The sequence below is a fragment of the Dyella monticola genome, assembly GCF_003363155.1.
GTDB lineage: Bacteria > Pseudomonadota > Gammaproteobacteria > Xanthomonadales > Rhodanobacteraceae > Dyella_B > Dyella_B monticola.
This window is the reverse complement of sequence record NZ_QRBE01000019.1, coordinates 25,409-48,136: the sequence shown is the minus strand read 5'-3', so window position 1 is coordinate 48,136 and position 22,728 is coordinate 25,409. Positions and strand designations below refer to the sequence as shown.

The window sequence follows — 22,728 nt, the reverse complement described above, 5'->3', positions numbered from 1 at the left end:
CGTACATCACGCAAGCGCGTACATCTCAATCCATCACCCACAAAAAAACCGACGGTATTTACATACCGTCGGCAGGTTCACACACACTTTACGCTTGAAGCGTCTTACCAAGCCTTCACTTCGACCACGCTGAGCTGATAGCTCTGCATGTCCGATTGATAATGCAGCAGGCGGCCCAGGTCGAAATCCACCGACTGGCCGGGGCTCAGATTGGTGGTGCCGGCGGGCCAGCCCATCTTGGAGGCCAGCACGTTGCCGGAACCGTCTTTGGCATCCAGGCGCACCTGTGCGGCGGCGGCGGCGGAGCAGTTGTTGACCAGCTTGCCCTTCACGCTGAGGCGAGTGGCAATGCCCGAACCGACTGCCGCGACTTTGACGTCTTGGATGGCGAAATCGGTAGCTGCGCAAGCGGCGTGGGCCGCGATGGGGGCGACCAGCAGCAAGGTCGCAACGAGCACGGTTTTCATATATCGGTCCTTAGGCCGGTGGAGCCACGAAAGAGGCTTGTGAGGGCTATCGGCCGTGCCGGCGCGAACTTTAGGCGGCGTGCGCTGGCCGGGTATGACCGGCAAAAGAAACCCCCGGCAAGCCGGGGGGCAGGTAATAAAAAACCCCCGGCAAGCCGGGGGTTTGGTCGAACTCACGCTTACGTGGGACGCTTTATCAGAAACGGTATTCCACCGAAGCGGAGTACGCAGCCACGTTGGTGCGGCTGTGCGGTACGCCGATGTTGTCAAGGCTGGTGCCGTTGCCCGACTGCAGGCGGTAGTTGTCGTAGTTCAAGCCCAGGCTGAAGTTATGGGTGATGTCGTAACCCACGCCCAGACCGGCATACAGGCCATTGTTCCAGGTCTGGTAACGGTCGGTGCCGAAGGCGCCAATGGCGGCGAACTTGGTTTCAGAACGCAGGTAGCCGGCGTGGGCCGTGACGAACCAGTTCTGATAGAAGTTGTATTTGCCGTTCACGCCGATGGTAGCCGCGCGCGGCTTCACCGACAGCTGGTTATAACCGTCGGACCACTTGGGCTGGCCGAGATAGGTGTAGCCGATTTCCGGGCCGATGATGCCGTTCCAGCGCCAGCCGAAGCGGATGTTCTGGAATGTGCCGTGGTTGGTGTTCAGCACGTCGCTGTCCACGCGGTACTGGGTCTGACCCAGCTGGCCGGCCACGAAGAAGTTGTCTTGCCAGTTGGGGTTGACGTTGGCGCCGTAGGTCGGGGTGCTGGTGCTGTTGTCGTCCGCATGGGCGGCCTGGCTCAGCACGGGGGACAGAGCGAGAACGGCCACGGCGGCCGAGAGGGCTAGCTTATTCATGGAGGACTCCATTCTTTGTTATAGGCCTTCGACACGATGGGGAAGTCGCGGCGAGGGGTCGCGCGGGGTTACGCGACGTAACAAGATTGTAACAACCGACCTGAACCGGGCTCATCCATGCGGTTTGTGGGCTTCCGCAGTTCAGCTTTGTGAGGGAACTTCCACGCTTCGCTCAAAGATGTTCGAGATTCAGGCCACGCAAGGCCTGCGCGTGACCTCTGGCAGGGGAGCGCGGGCTGTGCACATGGCTAGCATCGGGACTTTCGGCTGCTTTCACATTCAGGTTGGCGGCCGGTCGACCCAGGAGACTCCCTTGAAACGCACCCCGCTCGCCGCCGCCATCCTCGCCACCGCGCTTGGATGCACCAGTCTTGCCGTTCAGGCCGATGACGTGCCCGCACCGCAGAATGTTCCCTACAGTGCCGGAACACTGAAGATCGACGTGGACGCGACGGACCTCGCCCACCGCGTATTCCGCGTGCATGAAGTGATTCCCGCGGCGGCCGGTCCGCTTACGCTGCTCTATCCGGAATGGATTCCCGGCAATCACTCGCCCACCGGCCCGATCGACAAGCTTGCCGGCCTGGTGGTGAAGGCCAACGGCCAGACGCTGCCGTGGACGCGCGACGAATACAACGTCTACGCATTCCGCGTGGACGTGCCGCAAGGCGCAACCAGCGTGGAAGTGGACTTCCAGTTCCTCTCGCCGCAAGACACGCGCCAGGGCCGCGTGGTGATGACGCCAGAAATGCTCAACCTGGAGTGGAACACAGTGTCGGTGTATCCGGCCGGCTACTACGCGCGCCAGATCCAGACCGATGCCAGCGTGACGCTGCCGGCCGGCTGGCAGTTCGGTTGCGCGCTGGACGTGGCCTCGCAGGAAGGCGGCACCGTGCACTTCAAGCCGATCAACTACGACGACCTGGTCGATTCGCCGATCTATGCCGGCAAATACTTCAAGCGCGTCGATCTGGATCCGGGTGCGAGCACGCCGGTGCACATGGACATCGTGGCGGACGATCCGAAGTATCTGGAGATCACGCCGGAACAGGTGAAAGTCCATCGCCAGCTCGTGCAGCAGATGTACAAGCTGTACGGCGCGCACCACTACAATCACTACGATTTCCTGCTCTCGCTCAGCGACAAGATGAGTGGCGAGGGTCTTGAACATCACCGTTCCAGCGAAGACGGCACAGGGGTTGGCTACTTCTCCGAATGGGACAAGAGCTGGGGCATGCGCGACCTGCTTTCGCACGAGTTCAACCACTCCTGGGACGGCAAATACCGTCGCGGTGCGGATCTGGCCACGCCGAACTTCAACGTGCCGATGGGTGATTCGCTGTTGTGGGTCTATGAAGGCCAGACGCAGTTCTGGGGCCAGGTGATGGCCGCACGCTCGGGTCTGTGGAGCGACCAGCAGTACAAGGACGTGCTCGCCGCCGTTGCCGCCACCTATGACCGTGGCCGTCCGGGCTTGGCAAGCTGGCGCAATGTGCAGGACACCACCAACGACCCCACCATCGCCATGCGTCGCCCGCTGCCGTATCGCAACTACCAGGCGAGCGAGGATTACTACTCCGCCGGCGAAATGATCTGGCTGGACGTGGATGGCAAGCTGCGTGAACTCACCGGCGGCAAGAAGACCATTGACGATTTCGGCAAGGCCTTCTTCGGCGTGAACCCCGGAGCCTGGGATGTGGACACCTACACCTTCGACGACGTGGCCAAGACGCTCAATGACATCGCGCCGTACGACTGGAAGAGCTATCTGCGCACGCGCCTGGATGGCCACGGTCCGCTGATCGGCGGTGTGCAATCGCATGGCTGGAAGCTGGTGTACACCGACAAGCCGTCCGATGCGATCAAGGCGTTCGAAGCACGCCGCCACTCGGCCGATCTGATGTATTCGCTCGGTCTCTCCATCGGCAAGGATGGCGCCCTCAGCGATGTGCTGTGGGACAGCCCCGCGTTCAACGCCGGCATTTCCCCTGGCATGACCATCGTTGCCGTCAACGGCAAGGACTACGACCCTGATGCGCTCAAGGAAGCCGTCACCGCGGCCGCGAAGGATCAGAGCCAGTCGATCGAACTGCTGGTGAAGAACTTCGACGAGTACAAGACCATCCGCATCGATTACCACGGTGGCCTGAAGTATCCGCACCTGGAGCGCGATACCAGCAAGCCGGACACCTTGACCCAGCTCATCAAGGCACGTTGATCGATGGCATCAAGCCATGCCCTCTCCTCATCCGGGGAGAGGGTTGCGGTGAGGGCCTTCCGCGCGGTGTGTCCACCATGGGCATCCCCACCCACCTCCGCTATACTCCCCGTCCCGCTCGGCGCGCATCCGCGCCAGCATCTCATCCAAGCGCCCGTAGCTCAGCCGGATAGAGTAGTGGCTTCCGAAGCCATTGGTCGGGGGTTCGAATCCCTCCGGGCGCGCCATTTTTTTGATTGGGTATCAGTCCCGTGGGCAGCCCACTAAATAGTGGGGGATTTCTCAGTATTTCGTGGAATTTCTCTCTCACTTACTGGTGGAAATGCGGAAATTACGCCCGCGCAACCTGGACGACAGCCAGATCAGCGCTGCAACAGGCCTGGAACGATCGCTGGCGATGAACAAGCCGAGCGCTCTTATCCAGATGGCTACCAGCGCCGGCAAGAGCCGAGTGCCGCATCAGAGTCGAACCGTGTGCGACTCGACTTCGATCCATGAATTGAACGGTAGTCCTGCGAAATCGACTCTCTTGGGATTGCGTTTATCAAATGGTAGTGATGTCCATAGGACGGGTGGAGCGAGTTCCTCGACCCCCATCCACGCAATAGTACGATTACCCCAAGTGCTCAGCGCGACAGAATCATATGCGCTATCCGCAAGAAGCAATGACAAGTTGTATGCATGAGGAACAAGGGAATCGATCCGGGGCTCAAATAACGCGTTGAGCATTTTCACAACATGCACCCAATGAAGCTGTTTTTCAGACGTCGGCAATGTAGTCATCTCCTCCAGCAGTTCAGATGCCAGCAGTTGGCATAACTGGCTGGCTATACGCTCAATCTCAGCCGCCGGGAGCCAGCGCGCAGAGGCGTTGGATAGCGGGAAGCTCTGACATACGAGCGCGATTAGCCGTGGCGTGACGCAAGCCAGCGGCCGAAATGCACCAAGCATAAGCGCCACGCGAAAAAACGATTTCATTGCCACAACTGCGAGCGAGAAATTGGCTTCGTGCGTAAGACGTTTCACAGAGAAAAGGAGTGCAGCCAAGCTATCGATCGTCGGTGTCGCTGCAATAACTTCAAATAGCGGCGGGTCCAGTTTCTTTAGCGTAGGACGCCGAATTGGTCCGGTGCATTCGCTGGAATGCATTGATTCGCAAATCCTTGGAGCCAGAAGGTAGAGAATTTCATCCGGCGGATTTCCATTGCATTGCAGAATGCTCCACAGCGGATGGCAATAAAGCTGGTGGCTGCCGGGGATCCGACGATCCATCCGACGGAGCGTCGAATCGTTGGGCACAACGCCAGTGAGCCACCGTCTCAAGATGCTAGGGCGCACGCTGTTGCCCCTGGTCGATTTGCGAAAGTGTGATTCGCTAAAAAGTATTCTTTCTGCTGAAGAAAGGCTCGGTGCGAGAGTTGAGACGACCAAGAAGTCTGCCCAGGCACACGCGGCAAGACGTTGAACCTCCAAGTGTCGCGTCATTTCAATCTCTCCGCATACTGGGCTCAGGAGAATATTAAATGTATCGGAGAGTGCTCGGTGAGGAGCCTTGGGGCCTTAAGAGCCTCAGTTGTTGTCTGTGACTGGGTGCCGGGCCGCGCGACACTTCAACCGGTTCAATCGGTCTGGCTGACTATTGTTTGGGGAGAGCGGGAATGATCACCGTCGAAGATATCGTCAAGCTCGATGCCTGGAAGAACCTGACTGCCGAAGGACGGCAGTACATACTGGGTGCGGTTACGTCAGCGCCGACAAGATTGGTTGGAGTCGGCGGTCTGATGAATCAAAGTGGTTCGTTTGCGAGTCGTGCGAGTGGGCATACCTTGCAATGGGAATCGCGTTGCGTTGAGCTGGTCTTTCTGCATAGGGCTGAGCTCGATCCCGAAGTATTATGTACATGGGACCAGCCACCTCAGCTCTGTATTACGAAGCATGATCGCAGCGGACGGCGACATCCATCTCGTTGGACACCAGATTATTTGTCCTTGAGATCAAGCAAGTTTGTTCTCTCAGAGTGCAAGCCTATTGACGGATTGACCGCGCTCCAACAATCCGAACCGGGGGATTGGATTTGTCAGGACGGTGCTTGGACATGGGGCCCGGCCGCGAGGTCGTGTGAGCGCTTGGGGATAGACTTCCATCTGTTTCACAGCGGTATGTACTCGTCCATCTTCGCCGGCAACCTTGCTGTGCTTGTAACGGCGAGCCGAGAGTCCTTGAGTGACGCGCAACTGTCAATGCTGAGAACCATGCGCAAAAAACTCTTGCATGGCCCGCTCAGTCACGCGGACTTACTAGTCAGGTTTGCCCATGCAAATGGAGATCTGTTGCTACAGGGGCTGATCGCGGGTGAACTTCACGGATCACTAAGCTCGAGTCCCCTTGGAGAAAACTTCCTCTACTATCATTCAGCCGAGGACGTAGAAAGTCGGGAACGATTGATCGCCGCTGTCGCCTCTAACAAGGAGGGACGAAGTCGGCGACCTTGCGCGGCGACTGATGAGTGCTACTGGGAAGGAGATTTCTCGTGCCCAGAACGCACTCACTGCATATCAAGCTGCGCGGGCATGCCAGGTCCCGCTCAACTCAACTGACTATCGCTACAAGACCAAGCTCGAACAGGCGAAGGCAGAAGGAGCGCCGGCTCTGTCTGCGTTTATTCAGCGCACGGGCGACAGAGGAAGACGTCCATACATTCCTGAAGACTGTGTGGATTGTATGCACCAAATCGCCCTTGAACATATCAAGGAATCGCCAAAACCGTCCTTGATCTTTGCGTATGGCGAATTTCTGAACAAGGCGGAAGAAGCCAAGATCTATCGACCTTCGTTGGAAACCTTCAGAAAGCACTACAACGCGGCTCTAACACCAGAAAAACGCGCTCTGGCAAGCAGGGGGAAGCGCGGTTTTCACGCGGAACGGGCGTCAACCGATCCGCGAAATCGCGCAATTTCGCCTCCCATTCCCGGTCTATTCGCACACATCGACTGCACCCCGGTCGATGTGATTGCCACGCGTGACGAAGAAATCGGAGATTGGCCACGCCCCATCGTTATCCCGCTCATCGACCAAGAGTCGGGCTACGTGTTGGGTCGCGGCTACCTTTTTGGCAGCACGAACAGGCTGGCAGCAGCGATCGCTTTGAGTGACACCGTCAGCCGAAACGGCTGCTTGCCATCCAATATCAGTTACGACGGCGGAAGCGAGTTCAATAATGCCTGTGTCGCACAAATGCTGGCAGCGCTGAATGTGAGCGGAGTCTATCGACCGAGAAGCGGCGCCCAATGGGGCGCACGGATAGAGGCATTTTTCGCCCGTTTGAATGCGTTCTTGCAGCAACTAGTCGGGGGATTAGCAAACGACAAAATGGGACGGGCCTCCGACGGAAAGAAAAAGGGAAAACGCCGGGCAATTTACGAGATTGCAGAGTTAATTAAAATTATCGATCACTGGATATTCGAGATCTACAACAAACAGCCAGCGAAGGATGAAGAGTTGTCGCCGGAAGATCTATGGAAGCAAGGCAGGGCTGAGTTTCCGCAGTGCTGCAGGCCCTTTGTCTATGATCGAGCATTCCGTCTGATAACCGCAGTGCCCTGTGGACAGACGCGCCGCGACACTTGGGATCGCAAGAAGGGGTTGCGGTTCGGTGGCGCAACATTCTCGTCGAACGAACTTGCAGCGATGCATTTGCGAGGCGCAAAGCTCGATGCAATGCGGCTAGACGCCTGCGACCCCACCTTGATGTATGCGATCACGTCGCTGGGAACAATTGATGCCTTTTCCCCCAAGCACAGTGAGATGGGAGGAGAGGACACGTCGGTGCGCCTTGCTGAGCACGTGAGTCTGCTTGAATACCACGCCAGAGCAAAGACCAATCAGACAGTTACAAAACAGAAAGAGGCGGCATACCTTAAAAAGGCTCGACAGGCTTCCCGCTTCTGCTCCGAGACAGAAAAACCGGCCTCAAACGCGGCTTCCACGACCGCGCAGACGCCAGGGTCCGAGTCGACGCTCGACGAGTTTGACTCAATCAACGCCAACGAAATCCCCATCTTCGAGAGCCGGTGAACACGTGTCGCACTCACGAAAAGGCAAGGTCTTAATGCATGAACACTTCGAGCGAGCACTCAAGCTGGTCTTCGCGTTTGCCAGCTATGCAGAGCTTGGATCCGTGTGCTTTGTCACGGGCGCATCGGGTGCGGGTAAGACTACGCTCTTGAAGATGCTGGCCGACGAATTGTATGGCGATTCGATCCCGAAAGACCGCATTCCGTTGATCCACTTGAACGCAAACAACAGCCAGCAAGGCAAGTTCAGCCAGAAGAAGCTGATTTTTGACATTTACTCTGCGCTGGGCGATCCATTCCGCTCGGATCCGGCAGAGATTCTTCCGAAAGATGTGCTGGCAAGCGCGAACGACGAGATCGACGACGTTGCGGAGTGGCGTTGGACCTCGATCGTCGAGCGACTCGCAACAGCGTACGGACTTGAAGTCCTCATCATCGACGAAGGTCAGCTCATGTGCTTGGCACCAGGAAGGCATTTGCCATCTGACTACCTGGATGCACTCAGAGTCCTGGCGTTAAATGCGCATATACGGATCATCATCGCCGGCACGTACGATCTGCTGGAAGTTTGGAATCACAGTCAGCATATCAATCGCCGCTCACTGACTGTACATATCAACCGGTACGGCAAGTCGCGACCTCAAAAGGTTTCATTCCTTGGCGTTCTGCAGGGCATAGAAGAGCAGTGTGAATTGCCAATTGGAATGCTTACAACGCAAGCTGCTAAATTGTACCAGTGGTCGTTTGGCGTTCCCGGGGAGGTTTACTCGCACGTAGATAGGGCGAGGATCTACTGGAAGGCGAGCGACGCTAAAGCAATTGCATGGGACCACTTTGAGGACTCGAAGTACCTGCCTCCCCAACTACTGCTTCTTGAGCAAGAAATCATTGTCGGTGAAGCGATATTGTTTTCTTTGGATCCAACACTGCCCTCTGAGCCGCCCCAGCAACAGAAGGCTGCTTCGCGGAGACGCGGCGCGAGGGCGCGTAAGCCAGCGCGGTCACCTGTTGGTGCAACTTGATGACAAGGCTTGCACCGTTGCGTCTGGCCGATACGGGCACAGAACTCGTCGAGTCAGTTCCTTCCTATGTATTACGGCTGGCGCACACACACGGCGTCTCTCCTTTGCGAGTTCAACGGCTCATCTTCTCGATGAGATGCGCTGACGAGGTCGGTCCAGCGGTGAAGTTCGGAGCGTTGAGCTTCCCAGCGCTGGCGGGATACTCGGATGCCACAAGAACATACTTACGCCGACTCGAGGAGCTGACCGGGCAGCAGATCCTGGCCTGTGGAAGCCTGCTGAAGTTGGCGCCGATGCTTGCACCGAATGGAACTGGCGCAATCTTGGGAAGACTCCGTTGGTGTCCTGAATGCTTTGCTTCGGGTTCACCCGATTGTCCAGAACGTCTGATTTGGCAATTGAAGACGGCCCATGTTTGTCCTCGCGACGGCTGCCCTCTGCTCATCGCTTGTCCGCGATGCGGCTCAGCTCGTGCGTCCTTACGTGATATCGAAAGGCGCACCAAATGTCACAAATGTGGGCACGACCTTCGTGAGTGGGAGAGACGAAGAAGGCCGTTGGGTCACTTCTACATGTGGGAGCAGAAGCAAACCGAGGATCTGATTCGACTTGTTGCGGACACGGAATGGAAGGGCGTCGGAAAGGATGCGCTTAAGGTCGTGACGAATGCGCTTGCTGGAGAGACTAGACAGGAACGACGATCACGAACAGAGCAGATGCCTACCGTCACGAGGCTCTTGGAGCGGATTCGAAAGCGCGGAGCCTGTCCGCAGTTGACTACTGTTTTCCTTGCGACTGCTGAGCTCGGGATGGCCCCGCGAGCCGTCTTTGAATCGCCTCTCCTAGTGATGCAGTCGCGATTGATCGATAGCGTTCCACAAGGGCGGCCTCAACTCGCCGTAAGACGGGTGCCTAGGGAATCGAAGGAGCGTCTGCGCGAGGCCCTGATCCAAATGATAGCAGTTCCTGGCAGTTTACTCCCTCCGTTCCGGCAACTGTGTTGCGCTGCAGGTATGCGTGCATCAACATTCTTCCAGTTCGATCCAGACATCTACAGGCGATACGGCGAGTACCGAAAACGCGAACTTCAAGACTCAAGACGGGAGAGAATCAGCCGAGCTCTATGGACCGCAGTGTTGCTTGAGCTTGCGCGGCAGCAAGAGGCTGCTGCCGAATTGAATCTCCGACAAATCGGCGCCGCGATCTCCTCTGTGACCGGCGCAACGAAGGCTGAAGCGGAGTCGGTAGTGCACGTTGCAAAGCTATTGATTGCTGCGTTAGGCGATCGGCTGATGCCGACGATCATCGATAGCGTCAGGTTTCGAAATGGATAGTCAGGTTTTTGGTGTAGCCAACGGGAAGACCATGGGACGTGTGCACCACGAGACTATGCAAGTCGCGGTGCGATTGTTCCTTTCTAGGCGGTCTGGGCGTGGTTTCCGGGATGGTGTGCCGTCATTGCGTATTCCAGGCGAAGCCGACCAGCCGTAACGATCCAAAGCGGCCACCTAAAATGCACTCAAACTGGCCACCCGTAACAATGTGAATCCGACCACCCGAAACGTCCTGAAAAGCCGCCACGATGCCGGTTCGCCGACGAGCACCTTGCCAGGGAGAGCCGTGTACACCAGGACGCTTCCAGCACGCGACCGACCGGCGATGACGAACACGCCGGCCAGTTGATCACCCTCCGGCCGACGCTGGCCAGCAGAAACAGCCTCTACGAAACGCGGGGCTTGGCGGCACCTTGCTTATGCGTGCTGCGAGGGCGCGTTGACGTTCGGTCGGTGGGAGGAGGTCCCGATCGACCAGTTGATAGAGCACGACGGCAAAGCAACCACCCACCTCCCACAGAAGCCGCGACTGGCCTCCTGCATCCAGGTGACGCCCCAGCTGAACACGGAATGCCTCTTCCAGCATCCACGGGATATGGAGGTCAGGGACGTATCGGTCTCCGGATCGTGAATGCGCAACATGCCTTTATCCGCAATGATACTTATAAATAGTCTACTCATAAGGTGGTAGAGTAGAAAGTAGCGCCGACCTAGCGTGTCGGCATGACAAAACCGACCTCCCTGGCGGCCAAGCTAGGTCAGTCGCTGCGCGCGCAACGACGAATTAGTGGGCTAAGCCAAGACGACTTTGCGGACCGAATCCATATGCATCGGGCTTACTACTCGGCCATTGAGCGTGGCGAGAAAAACATCACCCTGACGACCCTTCAGCGGGTTGCCGAAGGTTTCGGCGTCAGTATGAGCGCGTTGCTTAAGGACCTGGATTAGCTTCGGCCCACCCGCGCATGGCAACCGTGCCAACGTCCCAGCTCCAGACATTGTTGGAGGCCGCAAGGTCGGCGGCAAATTCCGAGGGTCGGAGACAGACCGAAGAAGCCGTCTTTAAGGCACTTCTTGACTCGACGGTGTACGCGCACGTCCCGCACGGCCCCGTGCCGCCAGGGCGCATCCGGTTCGTCCAGTTCGTTCGACCCGACAACCAGCAGACCGTCCTGCCGTTTTTTAGCGATCGCAAACAGGCGGAGGAGGCTTCGGCATTGAAGGTTGGGATCGTGGCCATGAGCGGCCGGCGCCTCTTTGAGCTGACCCAAGGCGCGACACTCATGCTGAACCCGAATCTGGACCGTGTGGCGCTTTATCCACCGGAAATCAGCGCCCTCCTGGCGGGGCGTCCCCTTGGATTCTTCACTCAGGAAAAGCTCCAGCAAGATGAGACAGTCGGGGCGTGTCCCCCGACCATTTCAACGGAGACGTTGGTCTTGGCCTTGCGCGCACTTTTCACGCGCGAGCCTGCCGTACGGGCTGGGTATATGGTCGAAGTCCATCGCGGAGCCAATGATGCCGAGGTTTTCCTGTTGCTGGTCTTGATAGTGATGCCGGAGAGCGAGGAACGCCTGGTGCATTTAACGACACTGGAGTTGAACTCCCTATCGCCACCCCCCGATCTCCCCGTCACCATGACCTGTGTAACTCCGAACGAGCCGCTCCTCGATATCTGCCATCACGGCATCCAGTTCTACGGCACCTGAGGGTTAGCGCCGCTTCGCCTCGGCAGTACGAGCATTTCCTGAAATCCCAATACCGCGATGCGCATTGGATTTGCGGGCCGAGCGTGCCAATCGCGGTGTCCACCCCTATCCGTTTTCCAAATCGCGCACCATAAAGTTGGTGTTCGCAACCCGCACGAATCCCAGGCGCGTATAGCGCGAGCGCAAAGAACGCGCCGCCAAAAATGACGGAAGCTCCGGCCAAGGTGAACCGGTAGTGCCAGGCGGCAGCGCGCAGGATCGACATATAAACCGAATATAGAGGCACACGCTATCGCCGCAGCAGCTATGGAGAGTTTGCCGATGGCGCCACACCATCTCCGTTTCCGTCGCGGTCACGTTTCCCTCAGCGACGGTACTACGATTCAAGGTGCGGAAACCGACCGGGTTGATCAGCCGAACCGCTGCCAGGGGATCAGCCCACCTAGGGACACTCTGATTTATTCCTCGAATGATGCATCCTAGCTCCACGCCACGGAGTTGCCCACGCCGATGAAGCAAACCACCTTCGCCTCGTGGAGTTTTGATGCCAAGAAGAAACGAACGCGCCGGGAAGTGTTCCTGACGGAGATGGAGCAAGTTATTCCGTGGGCGATGCTCGAAGCGATCATCGAGCCGCACTATCCGAAGGCCGGTCGCCGCGGCCGGCCGCCGATGCCCCTGGGCACGATGCTGCGCATTCATTTCATGCAACAGTGGTACGCGTTGAGCGATATGCGCTGTACGAGATCGAGTCGATGCGTCGCTTCGCACGGCTGGACCTGGCCGATGACGCGTTGCCGGACGAGACCACGATCCTGAAGTTCCGCCGGTTGCTGGAAAAGCATGATCTGGCGAGCAAGCTGCTGGAAGCGGTCAACGCCCACCTTGGAGACAAGGGGTTGTTGCTTCGTCAGGGCACGATCGTGGATGCCACGATCATCCATGCGCCGTCCTCGACCAAGAATCAGGAAGGCAAGCGTGATCCGGCCATGTATCAGACCAAGAAGGGCAACCGGTATTACTTCGGCATGAAGGCACACATCGGCGTGGACGTGGAGTCGGGCCTGGTACATACGGTCACCACAACCCCGGCCAACGAAGCGGACGTGACCCAGACCGAGCACTTGCTGCACGGCAAGGAAAAGAGCGTTTGGGGCGATGCCGGTTACACCGGCGCGAACAAACGTGAAGGTCTGAAGGGGCGCCCCCTAAGGTGGCACATCGCCACCAAGCCGGGCAACGTCAAGGCGATGGTGAACGGGAAGCTCAAAGACATCACGCGTTACGTGGAACACCTCGAAGCGGCGGTGCGTGCGAAAGTGGAGCATCCATTCCGGGTGATCAAACGGCAGTTCGGCTATACGAAGGTCCGTTACCGGGGGCTGGTGAAGAACACCGGCCAGGTATTGACGCTGTTTGCGTTGTCGAACTTATGGATGGCGCGTCGACGTTTGCTGGTGATGGCATGAAAGGCGTCACCTGAGCGCGGGGAATTGTTCTTCGTGGCGTCATCCCCTTCGATGGCGGCACAGCACACTCGAATCGGGGGTGTGGTGAAAGTGATTTGTTCAGAGCATCCCTAAGGAAAAAATCGCGCCGCAACTATTACCCGGCCATTGTGACGGCGCGCTTCACTCCATCGCTGGTCATCGAGTGGACCGGCCAAGCTGTTAGTAGAATTGGTAGCGGATGGGATGCTGCAAAAACGCTGCATAAGCTTTTGCCGAACTGCACTACAACCTGTCGTAACGGTGGAACGGCCGCTGCGCCTTGCATGGTCCTGAATTTCGTTTGAGGCAATCGTGGAGCGAGTGGAATGAGCGACGATCGACACGAATCCGACAGTCACTTACGGAGCGAGCTGCACATCGCGCAAGTCGTGCATGCCGCCATCAGTAAGGGGTATCAATTAGCGCTAGTTGTAGCCATGACCGCAACGTACGCGGCGGATATTCTCAAGCAAAAGCTGCCAGCTGCACGCAGCCATCGAAACGTATCCCTTGCCGCACCAAGAAACCGCCGGTCAAGGGGGGCGACGTTCTCCGAGTGGGTGCCCGATAAAGCGCTGGAAGGCTTGGCCAAGACCGGGGAGGCCGGCGGGTATTACTTTGCGGAATACTTCTACAGCATGTCGCCAGCGAGCCATCGGTGGGACAGTTTCTTCGACACCGCCGAAGACGTCGCGGATGACTTCATGACCACGCGTGACACCCAGCTTCAGGTGGAGCGGGAACTGTTCTGACAGAATTGGTTGGGGCCTGGATTCCGTATTTACGTCACGCGCCAGTCCAATTTCAAACGCTGAGGAGGCTCTAATGGAAGTGCATCCCCTGAAGTTTTACATCCGTAAAATCAGCACGGAAAATACGCTCAACCAGATGGTCGAGGTGGGCTTGGCCGATGAACAGGGCGCAACATTTGCTTTCCGATGCAAGAAGCCCACGGCGGGTGCCCGCAGCCTGAATGGCTACCTGCTGTTTCCGCAGCGCACCGAGATCTCAATTTTTCACGGCAGCGTGTCCAGGCTGAAGGCGTTGTGCAGCAAGAAAAATGTCTACGAGATCATCCGCGACCCGCGGTTCGAGCACACGATCTAACTAATGCGCCGAACTTCTTATGGTCTGTTGCGCATACCCAAATTCGCGGCATTTTGTAGGTCAAAAGTCGGGGCAACTTGTTGGCAATTCGAAAGTCGCCGCGACCATCCGGCCCGCGAATTCCGCGGCAGTTCGTTGGTCGTTCCGGCGAGAATGCGGCAGGTTGTTGGTCGACCGGCGACTATGCGGCAGTTTGTTGGCAGCTAGGGGGCAGTTTGTTGGCAGCTAGGGGGCAGTTTGTCGTTTTTAGACAGGACACATGTGTCAGGCAGCACGCGCAAGTGGGAACCACCAAGCAGCATCATCGACGTGTTATGCACCCGACAGCACTTATCATTTCGTGTTTGGTCGCACACAATCAAGTTTGTTGTCATGCCCCCGTGGCCGAAAGGTTCCGGGTTTTCTCCGGATCAGGCAGTGGTCACTGATCACCGATGCAGGTTTGAGTCCTGCCTGGGGGCACCATCAACGTAACAATCAGCAATCTCGCAACCGGTGGACGAATCGCGCGTCTCGAAGATATCTAGACACAAAGACCCGATGTGGCGTTGCCACGGTGCGTACAACCAACGTCGACGCGCGCGTCTCGGAGTTCTTTGTCGGACGAGTTACATTCGAATCACAAACGTCGCGCGAAATTCGCGAGGTTCACCAGGATGTACTGTGACGCCATCGGGCACTATCGGGCTATCTCTAGATATTCTGTAATTCTGCGCGTAGGCAATGTCGTCATACTTGCGGTTAAAGACATTCAATATATCCAACATTAACGATACGCGGGGCATCAGAATGCGCTGAATGCGCACATTGGTAACGACCGATGAGGATCCACTCAGGTCGCCACTCTGCGACAACGGATATCGGCCAACATAGCGCATCGTCACATCACACGACAAGATGGGGTTGCTGTGTACTGTCAGTCCGATTGAGGCGACTTTCGGAACAGCGTTGGGTATGAACTGTCCAATCTGTCCATTTTCTTCAGGATGTGTGTAGCGCGCATGGGTGTACGCAAGATCGGCATCAAACAGCAACCATTGATTCAAGGAAACGTGGTTGTTCCATTCTGCGCCGTAGCGACGGCTTGAACCGTTCGGTGTGGTGCTTCCGATCGTTGAATCGGCGTTATAGACAAGCTCTGATTCGCTGTCTAGGCGCCACAGCGTCAACGAGCTTTGCAGGTCCTCAATGGCGTCGGTCTTGATGCCTATTTCCTGCCCGAAGGCGCCTACCAATGGTGGCACACGCGAGGAAGGAGTACCGGTAGTCGGGTCGATTTTGTAAATAACGCCGCGGGCATCGTTGCTGTGAAAGCCTTCACCCGCGTTGATAAAGAATTCGGTCTTATGCCATGGCCCGAAAATCATCGATAGTTTGGGTGATATCCGGCTCGCCGAGGCGTTGCCGCTATTTTTTGCAAACGTCAAGGAATCCACACTCATCCACAGATCATCACCACGCACACCTACCACGCTGCGAAACCAGTCGCTCCATTGCGTGATGTTCTGAACGTACACCGCCGCTTCCGTTTCGCGGATGCGGTTGTCGTCAACGGTTTCAAAGGGAATACGATCTTCAGTATCGACCAGCCCGACGCGGATAGCATCGCGGCGAAACTGAAGACCAAGCTCTGTGGTGGAGTCGCGATTCTGCAAGGAACGAATCCAGCCATGGGCTACCGTAAAGCCAAGTACATTTCGCGCCTCAGCCTGCTCGAATTGGTCGCCTGTGGCGGGGCGTAGCTCGAAAAAGGTGAAGTTGGAAAATAGTTGTAATCGGTAATGTTCAAAGTACGCCGTAGCAAGGCTGTAGCTCTGTGCGTCATGCGCGTGCCACTGCGCGGAGAGAATGTCGCGCGCGGTATCGCCACCATCCGTGGGGTCCAGTGCGCAATACCGGCAAAGCTGGCCTGACTGGATCAAGCTCAGCGGCACCTGATCGGTCGCGTTCCAGTGCGCTTGGTAGGCGAGGGCATCGACTGACCAACCGTTTGCCGAGCCACCACCACTCAGGCGCAGCACGCCATTAATCTTGCGCATACCCTCAGGCCGCTTCCATGGACCGTTTTCCTCAAGCCCTTCCACAGCGGCCAGTAAGACAGGGCTCTGTGCCGTCGCCTCACTAGGACGGCGGCCGTGTGTTACGGGAAAGGAACCGGCAAGCAGAATGCGGCGATACCCGTAACTGCCCCATTCCCACACCGCGAGCGGGGTGGCTAGGGTGCTACGGTAGTGGATGTCCGCAGACCCCGCTGCGGAAAAATCGCCGTTTTCAGCGGAATAGGTTCCTTTTCGATAATCGATCCGCTGTATCAGCTCGGGAATCAGAAAATTGAGATCCGAATACCCTTGCCCGTGCGCATTGGTCGGCATGTTGACGGGCACGCCATCGACACGGGTGGCGAAATCGGTACCGTGATCCAGGTTATAACCCCGCAGGAAATACTGGTTGGCTTTGCCATCCCCCGAATGCTGCGTAACCACCATGCCAGGTACGGCTTCCAGGATGTTGCCGGGGCGCAACAGCGGAATATCCTGCAGCAGCGTTCCGAGGATGATGCCTTGTGAGGCTGCGTCCGAGGTGCCTATGCCGTTTTCGTAGTGGGCGATGACATTGATCGCCGCAAGAACAGCGGCATGATCGCGGGCGTCTGTTGCGGCAGATGGCATGTGCTTGTTCACGTGCGTAGTCCGGGCTTGCCGGGCACCCGAATGCGTCGGAGGTGAGATGGTCGAGCCGATTGGCGCGCCCGCTGCTCGCGCCTTGAAGTTCTCCGCTTGCAAACCAGCCAGAAGTATGAGGCAAACCAGCGCGAAGGTGTTCCTTGTCGCTTGCTCGAAGACTATGCTCATTCCTGGGTGGGTAGTTAGTTAGGGATGATTGCACTAAAGCCCGGAATGGCGATGTTGAACGCGCGCTGTACAAACCAACCCATGGCAATGATGACGATGAGTAGCGAGCCCCAGCGCAGCACTGCTACGCGGTAGTAGCGCGTCTTGCGGAGTAGGAAAGCCAGCGGCAGGAATGCGACGACGATTGCTTCCTGACCGATTTCCACACCGACACTGAAACCACCAAGGGAGGCTGCCATCGCACCAGCTGGCAGCCGCAATCCTTGCAATGCGCTGGCGAATCCCAAGCCGTGGATGAAACCGAACGCGAAAGCAATGAGCCATACCCGTCTATTCACCACTGGATAAAGATTGTTCAGCGCGGCCACCAGCACGGACAACGCAATGCCCGATTCCACCCATCGGCTAGGCAAATCGACAATGCCCAGCACGGCCAATGACAACGTCACCGAGTGAGAAAGGCTGAAAGCGGAAACAACCTGGAAATTGACAAAATAGTTTGGGTTGGACTTACAAAATAGTTTGGGTAGGACACGCGGCGCAACGGTAAACGTGGTTCTCCACCGAGGCTACAACAGCAGCTAGAGCAAGCCCTCAATTTGCGCCGGATTTCCTTTGACCCATGATGCGCGCTACTCGACCCGGAGTCCGTGCGCTCGAATGCCTCAGCTTCTTCATGGCCGACGTGCAGGCTGGTATCGGCCCATTCCTCGGGGTCTTCCTCTTAGCACAAAGGGATGGCATATCGGGGGTTGTTCCGGTTGTCGTGCAATTTGTAGCGGTCTAGCCTAAAACCTCTTGGAAACAGCTTCGTTGTGCATCCTCTCGGTGGTTGGCTCGTACACCGATCGGCTCCGCATACTCTCGGCGCGTGGCCACCGATAATCCGGCGAGTGTCTGGCCTGCGGGCTGCAGATTCCGGGCCGGTTTCATCAAAATTTTTGACCACGGGTGGCTTAACATGGGTGGGCCGGGACGTGAGGCGCCGAGGCGGGGCCCCACCTCACCATGGATGACCGATGGGCCCGACCATGCCGCCATGCTTGGCGGTATGTTTGTCTTCGAAAAGGCTATGAGGAGGCCATCGGTGTGCGTGGCCTGGCCTGAAGTCAATGAATCGGAGCATATCTGCGCGACCCCCCTTTTTTTTGTTCCAGCGGCGCAGTGCGTCGCTACTTCTTCGCTATATTGAGGAAGGGAACCCAACTAGGAGGGCCGTCGTGTGGCCGTGATTATCTTTGCTCTGCTGGGGCTAGTGATTGTTGCGGGGACAATTGGGGCCTACTTCTGGCTCGGCGGATTTGCCTCATCGCTATCCCACCAAACGACCGACTTGGCCAATTTTGGCTCCTATGTCGGAGGGGTGGCCGGACCACTCCTTAGCTTCCTTGCCTTGGTGGCCGTGGTTTGGACGGTACGTTTGCAGTACGAACTACTTGAGCGTGACCGACAGCGGCAACTGGCAGATCAACACGTGCGGTGGCTCGATGCGCTCTATCGAGATATGCAAGAGATCCTCCATGCGCCGCTGGTCACGACGGCACCTCAGCCTTCGGTCACGTCCCTGCGCGCCGTATTGGACAAGGAGACGGATATGATGGCGATCGAGCCTGCATTATTCAAAGGGCGCCTTACGGAGCTCATGGAGTTGCTGGGCCAGTACAGCGAGGCCGTTGCGCTCTACAGGGACAATATCACGGCGTATTTCGATCTGAAGGTCTTCGCTGATCGTGGTGCTCGCATACTCGATCGTATTAAGCCTTTCCACTCAACGCTGGGAAATATGTCGCCCATCACCATTGAATTCTGCGACATGCACCTTCGTGGCGATCGTTCGCGAAAAGCCGCGGAAGCATTGACTCGCAACACGCGACGTTGAATGCCGTGCCGGGCCACACTCATTCGGATCGTCGGCGTTTGCGTGCTGAAGCCAATTGGGCTTCAGCTGCCACGGTGCGCGCTTCTGAGGGTTGTCTTGATTTTCGTGCAATTTGTAACGGCCTAAATTTTGTGGTTGCTAAGTAGCGCCAATCTAGCGATTTGGGCTGGCGGCCTGGGCAAGGTCTCCTTGGAAATACGCTCTGCCATGCGCCGCTACTGTTGGTGGTGGCGGCACGTAGGATTGCGTCCGTCACTTACTATGAGTTGGGTTGTGGCACACAAGAGATCACTTGGGTACCTTCTTGCGTGATCACCCCAAGGAACATGCAAAGTAGCTAGCCCTTCTTCCTTCTGCGCGTTTAGCGGACTAGATCCCGACATCGTTAACGCTTGCCGTGGACACGCCGTTAAGTTCATTGGCGCGCCCATGTAAGCACCCATTAACCCGAATGTGCGGGCATCGCAGGTCTTTGACATTCGGTACTGTCCACTGGTCGCCGGTCTCATGCACCTGCACATTGCGGAGGGCAGCCTCATGCCATCTTCCAAGCCGCCTTCAGGGGATTTAAGCGTGGGTCGTGAAGTGACGATCGACGATAGCGCGATACCGGCACCCGATGAACGGAACGATATGCCGCTTCCCCAAGACCCTCAAGCGATTTTTCAGGGAGGACTATTCCTTCTCGCATTGCTTGCCGGTGTCTATCTGGCACGCGAGGTGCTTCTGCCCATTGTGTTGGCTTTCATCCTCAAACTTCTGATGCAGCCGATCATGCGCTTGTTTGCACGATTACGTGTGAGCCGCGTAGTGGCCTCCCTACTAGTTATTCTTCTATTGCTGGGTATTATTTGCGGACTCGGAGAGCTGTTGAGCACGCCGGCATCCGATTGGGCGAAACGTCTTCCGGAAGGTCTCCCGCGATTGCAAGAGCGCGTACGAATCATCAGCGCACCGCTCAATGCGATGAGTCGTTTACTCGCCCATGCGAAAATGGCAGTGGGAGGCGCGAACACACCCGGTGCCGGCACCATGCAGGCGTCCCCTTCACTCACGAACGGTCTTCAAGCTGCGTTGTTGAGCGCAGCGCATACATTCGCCTCCGAGTTCCTTGCAACATTCCTTATTCTGTTCTTTTTATTGATGTCCGGTGATACCTTCTTACGGCGGCTCGTCGAGGTGATGCCACGATTTCGCGATAAGCGCCAGGTTACCGATATCTCGCAGCAAATCGAGGCCGACATTTCTGCCTATCTCGTGACAGTCACCGGGATGAACGCACTGGTTGGCATCGCGACCGGCTTAGCCATGTGGGCCCTGGGACTTCAAGACGTCCTACTGTGGGGTGCGGCTGCTTTTCTTCTGAACTTTGTGCCAATCCTAGGGCCGCTATGCGGTTTCGCCATATTTTTGGCGGTCGGCATGCTGAGCCTCGATCCGCTGTGGAAGGCTTTTATGCCGATGATTCTGTACAGCACCATTCACATTCTCGAGGGTGAAACCGTGACCCCATTGATCCTTGCGCGCCGATTTACGCTCAATCCGGTGCTCGTAATTATGTCGCTACTCTTTTGGGATTGGATGTGGGGAGTTCCTGGCGCCATTCTTGCGGTACCCATTCTTGCCATTGTCAAGATCATTTGCGATCGCGTCCGATCACTCGCCGCATTCGGCCACTTTCTGGAAGGCGAGCAGCATGTTTGGGCGCCTTAGAGGTACACCAAACCGTAATCACGACACACTCAAGTCGTTACGCCGTACGAAGTGCGCTCTATCAACTACGGCACCTGAGCAGCCTCGACTTTGCGCGGAGCCCATGGATGAGGCATTGGTTCATCAACTGCACCGTGGCGACTTCATGGATCACCAGCAGAACCTTGTTTCGTCACTAGTACCAGTACAGGTAAAAACGCCTAAATACTTGTGCGTAGGCCCGCCGACCACCGCACAATGGCGCATCCATCCTCTCGGACGCTATAGGTGGCCGTGATGTCACTGAAGCAATGTCGCTGGTAGAACATGGGCAAGTGGGCAATCTCGTGCCAAAGCCCTTGGTAGCGGAGAACACCCAACTCCTGCACAGGCTGGTTGGTAATCCCTTGGCGGCGCGGGCGTGGAACGTGTCATGCGTAGCATCCCGCGTGTGTATGCAGCAAACGGCATCAATCGTTACTTAAGCGCTAGCGCGTGTAGGAAGTGGCAATGCCTGCGCCCGGGCGGGAGCACGGACGAGCGCCGGAGTCAACCGCCGACCAGTGGTACCGGGATCCCGGAAGTACCAGATTGCGCTACCAGGGTTTCACGGCTCGCGTGAAACGCTTGCGTTCCGGCCCGATGCCAGGACACCCCCATGGATGCCATTCAGTTGCTCAAAGCCGACCATAAACTGGTCAAACGTTTGCTTGCGGAACTCACCGAGACCTCTGAGCGAGCCACCAAGAAGCGCACGCTGCTCCTTCAGGAGATTCAAATCGATCTCAGCGTGCATACGACCATTGAGGAGGAACTCTTTTATCCGGCGATTAAAGCCGCCGGGAAGAAACAAGAAACAAAAATGTATTTTGAAGCGTTGGAGGAGCACCGAGCTGTCGAAGAACTGGTGCTCCCCGATCTCTTAAGTACCGATGCGGGAAGCGATAGCTTTTCTGGCCGAGCCAAAGTGTTGAGGGAGTTGATCGAACATCATGCCGACGAAGAAGAAAGCAAGATGTTCAAAGACGCTAAAGCGCTCATGAGTAAAGAGCAGCTTCGTGAATTAGGCGCTCAAATGGCGCAGCGTAAACAGGAGCTTTTGGACAAACGGACCTGATTGGCATTCCGGTGGCGTGTTTGGATTTGACTGTGTCGTCACGCCGCTCACGGATCCACGCGCACACTTTAAAAAGCATATGGGAAAAGGTATGTGCGTTCATTCATTCGCTTGCGAGATTCCACTATGGCAACACCGCATCTCCTCTCCGTATTGACGCTCACCGGTGAACCCATAAAGGACCTCACGGGTGATCCGATTGGTGAATTGAAAGACTTTATGATCGATACCACCAACGGACGCATCGCTTATGGCGTCCTTTCCTTCGGAGGCTTGCTAGGTATGGGCGAAAAGCTCTTCGCCGTACCCTGGGAAGCGATCCAGCTCGATGAGAAAAACAAGCAACTTCTCTTGGATGTCGATAAGGAACGATTGAAGGCGGCACCGGGTTTTGACAAGGACCACTGGCCGAACTTTACCGATAGTTCGTTCACCGCCCGCGTGCGAGCGTATTTCCAGCACTGAGCCCAAAAGCCTGTCCTAAGTGTGGGTCGCCTGCGGTGCGGTAGGAAGCCGAATGATCGCTGGAGCATGGTGCTCTTACACCAAGGGGGAAGCCGTCCTGCCTCCCGCTGTCCAATGCGCGCCTCGTTTACTTGCCCTGTTTATCCGACGAGGACTTCTCGCCGTGCTCGTCACTAAATCGCTTGCCCGCTTCACGCGCGTGCTCTTCAGCGTGGTGGCCGTGACCGGTCGCCAAATGCGCATGGTGAGCGCCCTTCGATGCATCGTTGTTCTTCAAATGTTTTGCCGCTTCTTCATGATGCTTGGCGGCGTGCTTGTGATGTTCGGCGGCTTTTGAATGATGCTCGTGATGGGTGTCACCGCTTTTATCTTGACTGGTCATGATGCGTTACCTCGACGTAGTTGCGTGAAAAGCAGACTGCACGACGGGGTACGCCACAGTGCAGATCTTCGATC

The 22,728-nt window shown here is 56.9% G+C and carries 18 protein-coding genes, 2 tRNA genes and 3 pseudogenes; 16 read left to right on the top strand and 7 right to left on the bottom strand.

All coding sequences use genetic code 11. The annotated features are described in order from the left end of the window. Positions 1-104 precede the first annotated feature (104 nt). Complete coding sequence (locus DWU98_RS20380) at positions 105-467, bottom strand: hypothetical protein (protein WP_115497426.1); 363 nt, start codon at positions 465-467, stop codon at positions 105-107. Between the two features lie 196 nt (positions 468-663). Further along, positions 664-1,314, bottom strand: coding sequence for an outer membrane protein (locus DWU98_RS20375; RefSeq protein ID WP_158545139.1), 651 nt, complete (start codon positions 1,312-1,314; stop codon positions 664-666). A gap of 313 nt (positions 1,315-1,627) precedes the next feature. Here DWU98_RS20375 and DWU98_RS20370 point away from each other — a divergent pair, with 313 nt between their 5' ends. Both DWU98_RS20370 and DWU98_RS20365 read left to right on the top strand, forming a co-directional pair. Continuing rightward, positions 1,628-3,532: a M61 family metallopeptidase gene (locus tag DWU98_RS20370; RefSeq protein WP_115497424.1), complete on the top strand. Its 1,905-nt coding sequence runs from the start codon at positions 1,628-1,630 to the stop codon at positions 3,530-3,532. 150 nt (positions 3,533-3,682) lie between these two features. Then, a tRNA-Arg gene (locus DWU98_RS20365) sits at positions 3,683-3,759 on the top strand. Positions 3,760-3,991: 232 nt separating this feature from the next. Here DWU98_RS20365 and DWU98_RS22040 read toward each other — a convergent pair. Next, a complete protein-coding gene (locus tag DWU98_RS22040; protein ID WP_158545138.1) occupies positions 3,992-4,804 on the bottom strand; it encodes a hypothetical protein in 813 nt (270 codons plus the stop codon). Between the two features lie 1,230 nt (positions 4,805-6,034). Between DWU98_RS22040 and DWU98_RS20355 the strand changes: the two genes are divergently transcribed. From DWU98_RS20355 to DWU98_RS22035, 10 genes and pseudogenes are all read left to right on the top strand, one after another. Then, entirely contained in the window at positions 6,035-7,606 is a 1,572-nt protein-coding gene (locus DWU98_RS20355; protein WP_115497422.1) for a DDE-type integrase/transposase/recombinase, read from the top strand. Positions 7,607-7,640: 34 nt separating this feature from the next. Further along, entirely contained in the window at positions 7,641-8,627 is a 987-nt protein-coding gene (locus DWU98_RS20350; RefSeq protein WP_147293395.1) for an ATP-binding protein, read from the top strand. Continuing rightward, a pseudogene (locus DWU98_RS22605) lies at positions 8,627-9,055 on the top strand (TniQ family protein); the annotation flags it as partial. The gene DWU98_RS20350 and the pseudogene DWU98_RS22605, both read left to right, overlap by 1 nt. 585 nt (positions 9,056-9,640) lie before the next feature. After that, positions 9,641-9,961, top strand: a complete 321-nt coding sequence (locus tag DWU98_RS22355) for a hypothetical protein (protein WP_230474969.1) — start codon at positions 9,641-9,643, stop codon at positions 9,959-9,961. A 723-nt stretch (positions 9,962-10,684) separates the two neighbouring features. After that, entirely contained in the window at positions 10,685-10,909 is a 225-nt protein-coding gene (locus tag DWU98_RS20335; RefSeq protein ID WP_115497418.1) for a helix-turn-helix domain-containing protein, read from the top strand. A 17-nt stretch (positions 10,910-10,926) separates the two neighbouring features. After that, on the top strand, positions 10,927-11,670 hold the full coding sequence (locus tag DWU98_RS20330) for an SseB family protein (RefSeq protein WP_115497417.1): 744 nt from the start codon (positions 10,927-10,929) through the stop codon (positions 11,668-11,670). A 510-nt stretch (positions 11,671-12,180) separates the two neighbouring features. Then, positions 12,181-13,139, top strand: a pseudogene (locus DWU98_RS20325) (IS5 family transposase). 347 nt (positions 13,140-13,486) lie between these two features. Beyond that, a complete protein-coding gene (locus DWU98_RS20320) occupies positions 13,487-13,912 on the top strand; it encodes an antitoxin (protein ID WP_115497416.1) in 426 nt (141 codons plus the stop codon). Positions 13,913-13,985: 73 nt separating this feature from the next. Next, on the top strand, positions 13,986-14,267 hold the full coding sequence (locus tag DWU98_RS20315; protein WP_115497415.1) for a hypothetical protein: 282 nt from the start codon (positions 13,986-13,988) through the stop codon (positions 14,265-14,267). Positions 14,268-14,641: 374 nt separating this feature from the next. After that, positions 14,642-14,732 (top strand) — tRNA-Val (locus tag DWU98_RS22035). A gap of 143 nt (positions 14,733-14,875) precedes the next feature. Here DWU98_RS22035 and DWU98_RS20310 read toward each other — a convergent pair. Both DWU98_RS20310 and DWU98_RS20305 read right to left on the bottom strand, forming a co-directional pair. After that, entirely contained in the window at positions 14,876-16,948 is a 2,073-nt protein-coding gene (locus tag DWU98_RS20310; protein ID WP_158545137.1) for a TonB-dependent receptor, read from the bottom strand. 185 nt (positions 16,949-17,133) lie between these two features. Further along, positions 17,134-17,589, bottom strand: a pseudogene (locus DWU98_RS20305) (HupE/UreJ family protein); the annotation flags it as partial. A gap of 752 nt (positions 17,590-18,341) precedes the next feature. Between DWU98_RS20305 and DWU98_RS20300 the strand changes: the two are divergent. Both DWU98_RS20300 and DWU98_RS20295 read left to right on the top strand, forming a co-directional pair. Next, positions 18,342-18,998 (top strand): hypothetical protein, encoded by a 657-nt coding sequence (locus DWU98_RS20300; RefSeq protein ID WP_115497412.1) that lies wholly within the window; start codon positions 18,342-18,344, stop codon positions 18,996-18,998. A 537-nt stretch (positions 18,999-19,535) separates the two neighbouring features. Next, positions 19,536-20,711, top strand: a complete 1,176-nt coding sequence (locus tag DWU98_RS20295) for an AI-2E family transporter (RefSeq protein WP_158545136.1) — start codon at positions 19,536-19,538, stop codon at positions 20,709-20,711. 200 nt (positions 20,712-20,911) lie between these two features. Here DWU98_RS20295 and DWU98_RS20290 read toward each other — a convergent pair whose 3' ends face one another. Next, the gene (locus DWU98_RS20290; RefSeq protein ID WP_425480252.1) at positions 20,912-21,079 is read right to left on the bottom strand and encodes a lipocalin family protein; all 168 of its coding nucleotides are present in this window, start codon (positions 21,077-21,079) and stop codon (positions 20,912-20,914) included. A 269-nt stretch (positions 21,080-21,348) separates the two neighbouring features. Between DWU98_RS20290 and DWU98_RS20285 the strand changes: the two genes are divergently transcribed. Further along, positions 21,349-21,807 carry a PA2171 family ribosome-binding persister protein gene (locus tag DWU98_RS20285; RefSeq protein ID WP_115497409.1) on the top strand — a complete coding sequence of 153 codons (459 nt, stop codon included), beginning with the start codon at positions 21,349-21,351 and terminating at the stop codon, positions 21,805-21,807. Positions 21,808-21,933: 126 nt separating this feature from the next. After that, on the top strand, positions 21,934-22,272 hold the full coding sequence (locus tag DWU98_RS20280; protein WP_115497408.1) for a PRC-barrel domain-containing protein: 339 nt from the start codon (positions 21,934-21,936) through the stop codon (positions 22,270-22,272). A gap of 127 nt (positions 22,273-22,399) precedes the next feature. Here DWU98_RS20280 and DWU98_RS20275 read toward each other — a convergent pair whose 3' ends face one another. Then, positions 22,400-22,654: a hypothetical protein gene (locus DWU98_RS20275; protein WP_115497407.1), complete on the bottom strand. Its 255-nt coding sequence runs from the start codon at positions 22,652-22,654 to the stop codon at positions 22,400-22,402. Positions 22,655-22,728 lie beyond the last annotated feature (74 nt).

Excerpts from the sequence above, each read along its gene's own strand:
- DWU98_RS22355 (WP_230474969.1), top strand. The coding sequence starts at position 9,641 with ATGCGTGCATCAACATTCTTCCAGTTCGATCCAGACATCTACAGGCGA.
- DWU98_RS20275 (WP_115497407.1), bottom strand. The coding sequence starts at position 22,654 with ATGACCAGTCAAGATAAAAGCGGTGACACCCATCACGAGCATCATTCA.
- DWU98_RS20355 (WP_115497422.1), top strand. The coding sequence starts at position 6,035 with ATGAGTGCTACTGGGAAGGAGATTTCTCGTGCCCAGAACGCACTCACT.
- DWU98_RS20350 (WP_147293395.1), top strand. The coding sequence starts at position 7,641 with ATGCATGAACACTTCGAGCGAGCACTCAAGCTGGTCTTCGCGTTTGCC.
- DWU98_RS20335 (WP_115497418.1), top strand. The coding sequence starts at position 10,685 with ATGACAAAACCGACCTCCCTGGCGGCCAAGCTAGGTCAGTCGCTGCGC.
- DWU98_RS20330 (WP_115497417.1), top strand. The coding sequence starts at position 10,927 with ATGGCAACCGTGCCAACGTCCCAGCTCCAGACATTGTTGGAGGCCGCA.
- DWU98_RS20375 (WP_158545139.1), bottom strand. The coding sequence starts at position 1,314 with ATGAATAAGCTAGCCCTCTCGGCCGCCGTGGCCGTTCTCGCTCTGTCC.
- DWU98_RS20320 (WP_115497416.1), top strand. The coding sequence starts at position 13,487 with ATGAGCGACGATCGACACGAATCCGACAGTCACTTACGGAGCGAGCTG.
- DWU98_RS20280 (WP_115497408.1), top strand. The coding sequence starts at position 21,934 with ATGGCAACACCGCATCTCCTCTCCGTATTGACGCTCACCGGTGAACCC.
- DWU98_RS20380 (WP_115497426.1), bottom strand. The coding sequence starts at position 467 with ATGAAAACCGTGCTCGTTGCGACCTTGCTGCTGGTCGCCCCCATCGCG.
- DWU98_RS20285 (WP_115497409.1), top strand. The coding sequence starts at position 21,349 with ATGGATGCCATTCAGTTGCTCAAAGCCGACCATAAACTGGTCAAACGT.
- DWU98_RS22040 (WP_158545138.1), bottom strand. The coding sequence starts at position 4,804 with ATGGATCGTCGGATCCCCGGCAGCCACCAGCTTTATTGCCATCCGCTG.
- DWU98_RS20295 (WP_158545136.1), top strand. The coding sequence starts at position 19,536 with ATGCCATCTTCCAAGCCGCCTTCAGGGGATTTAAGCGTGGGTCGTGAA.
- DWU98_RS20315 (WP_115497415.1), top strand. The coding sequence starts at position 13,986 with ATGGAAGTGCATCCCCTGAAGTTTTACATCCGTAAAATCAGCACGGAA.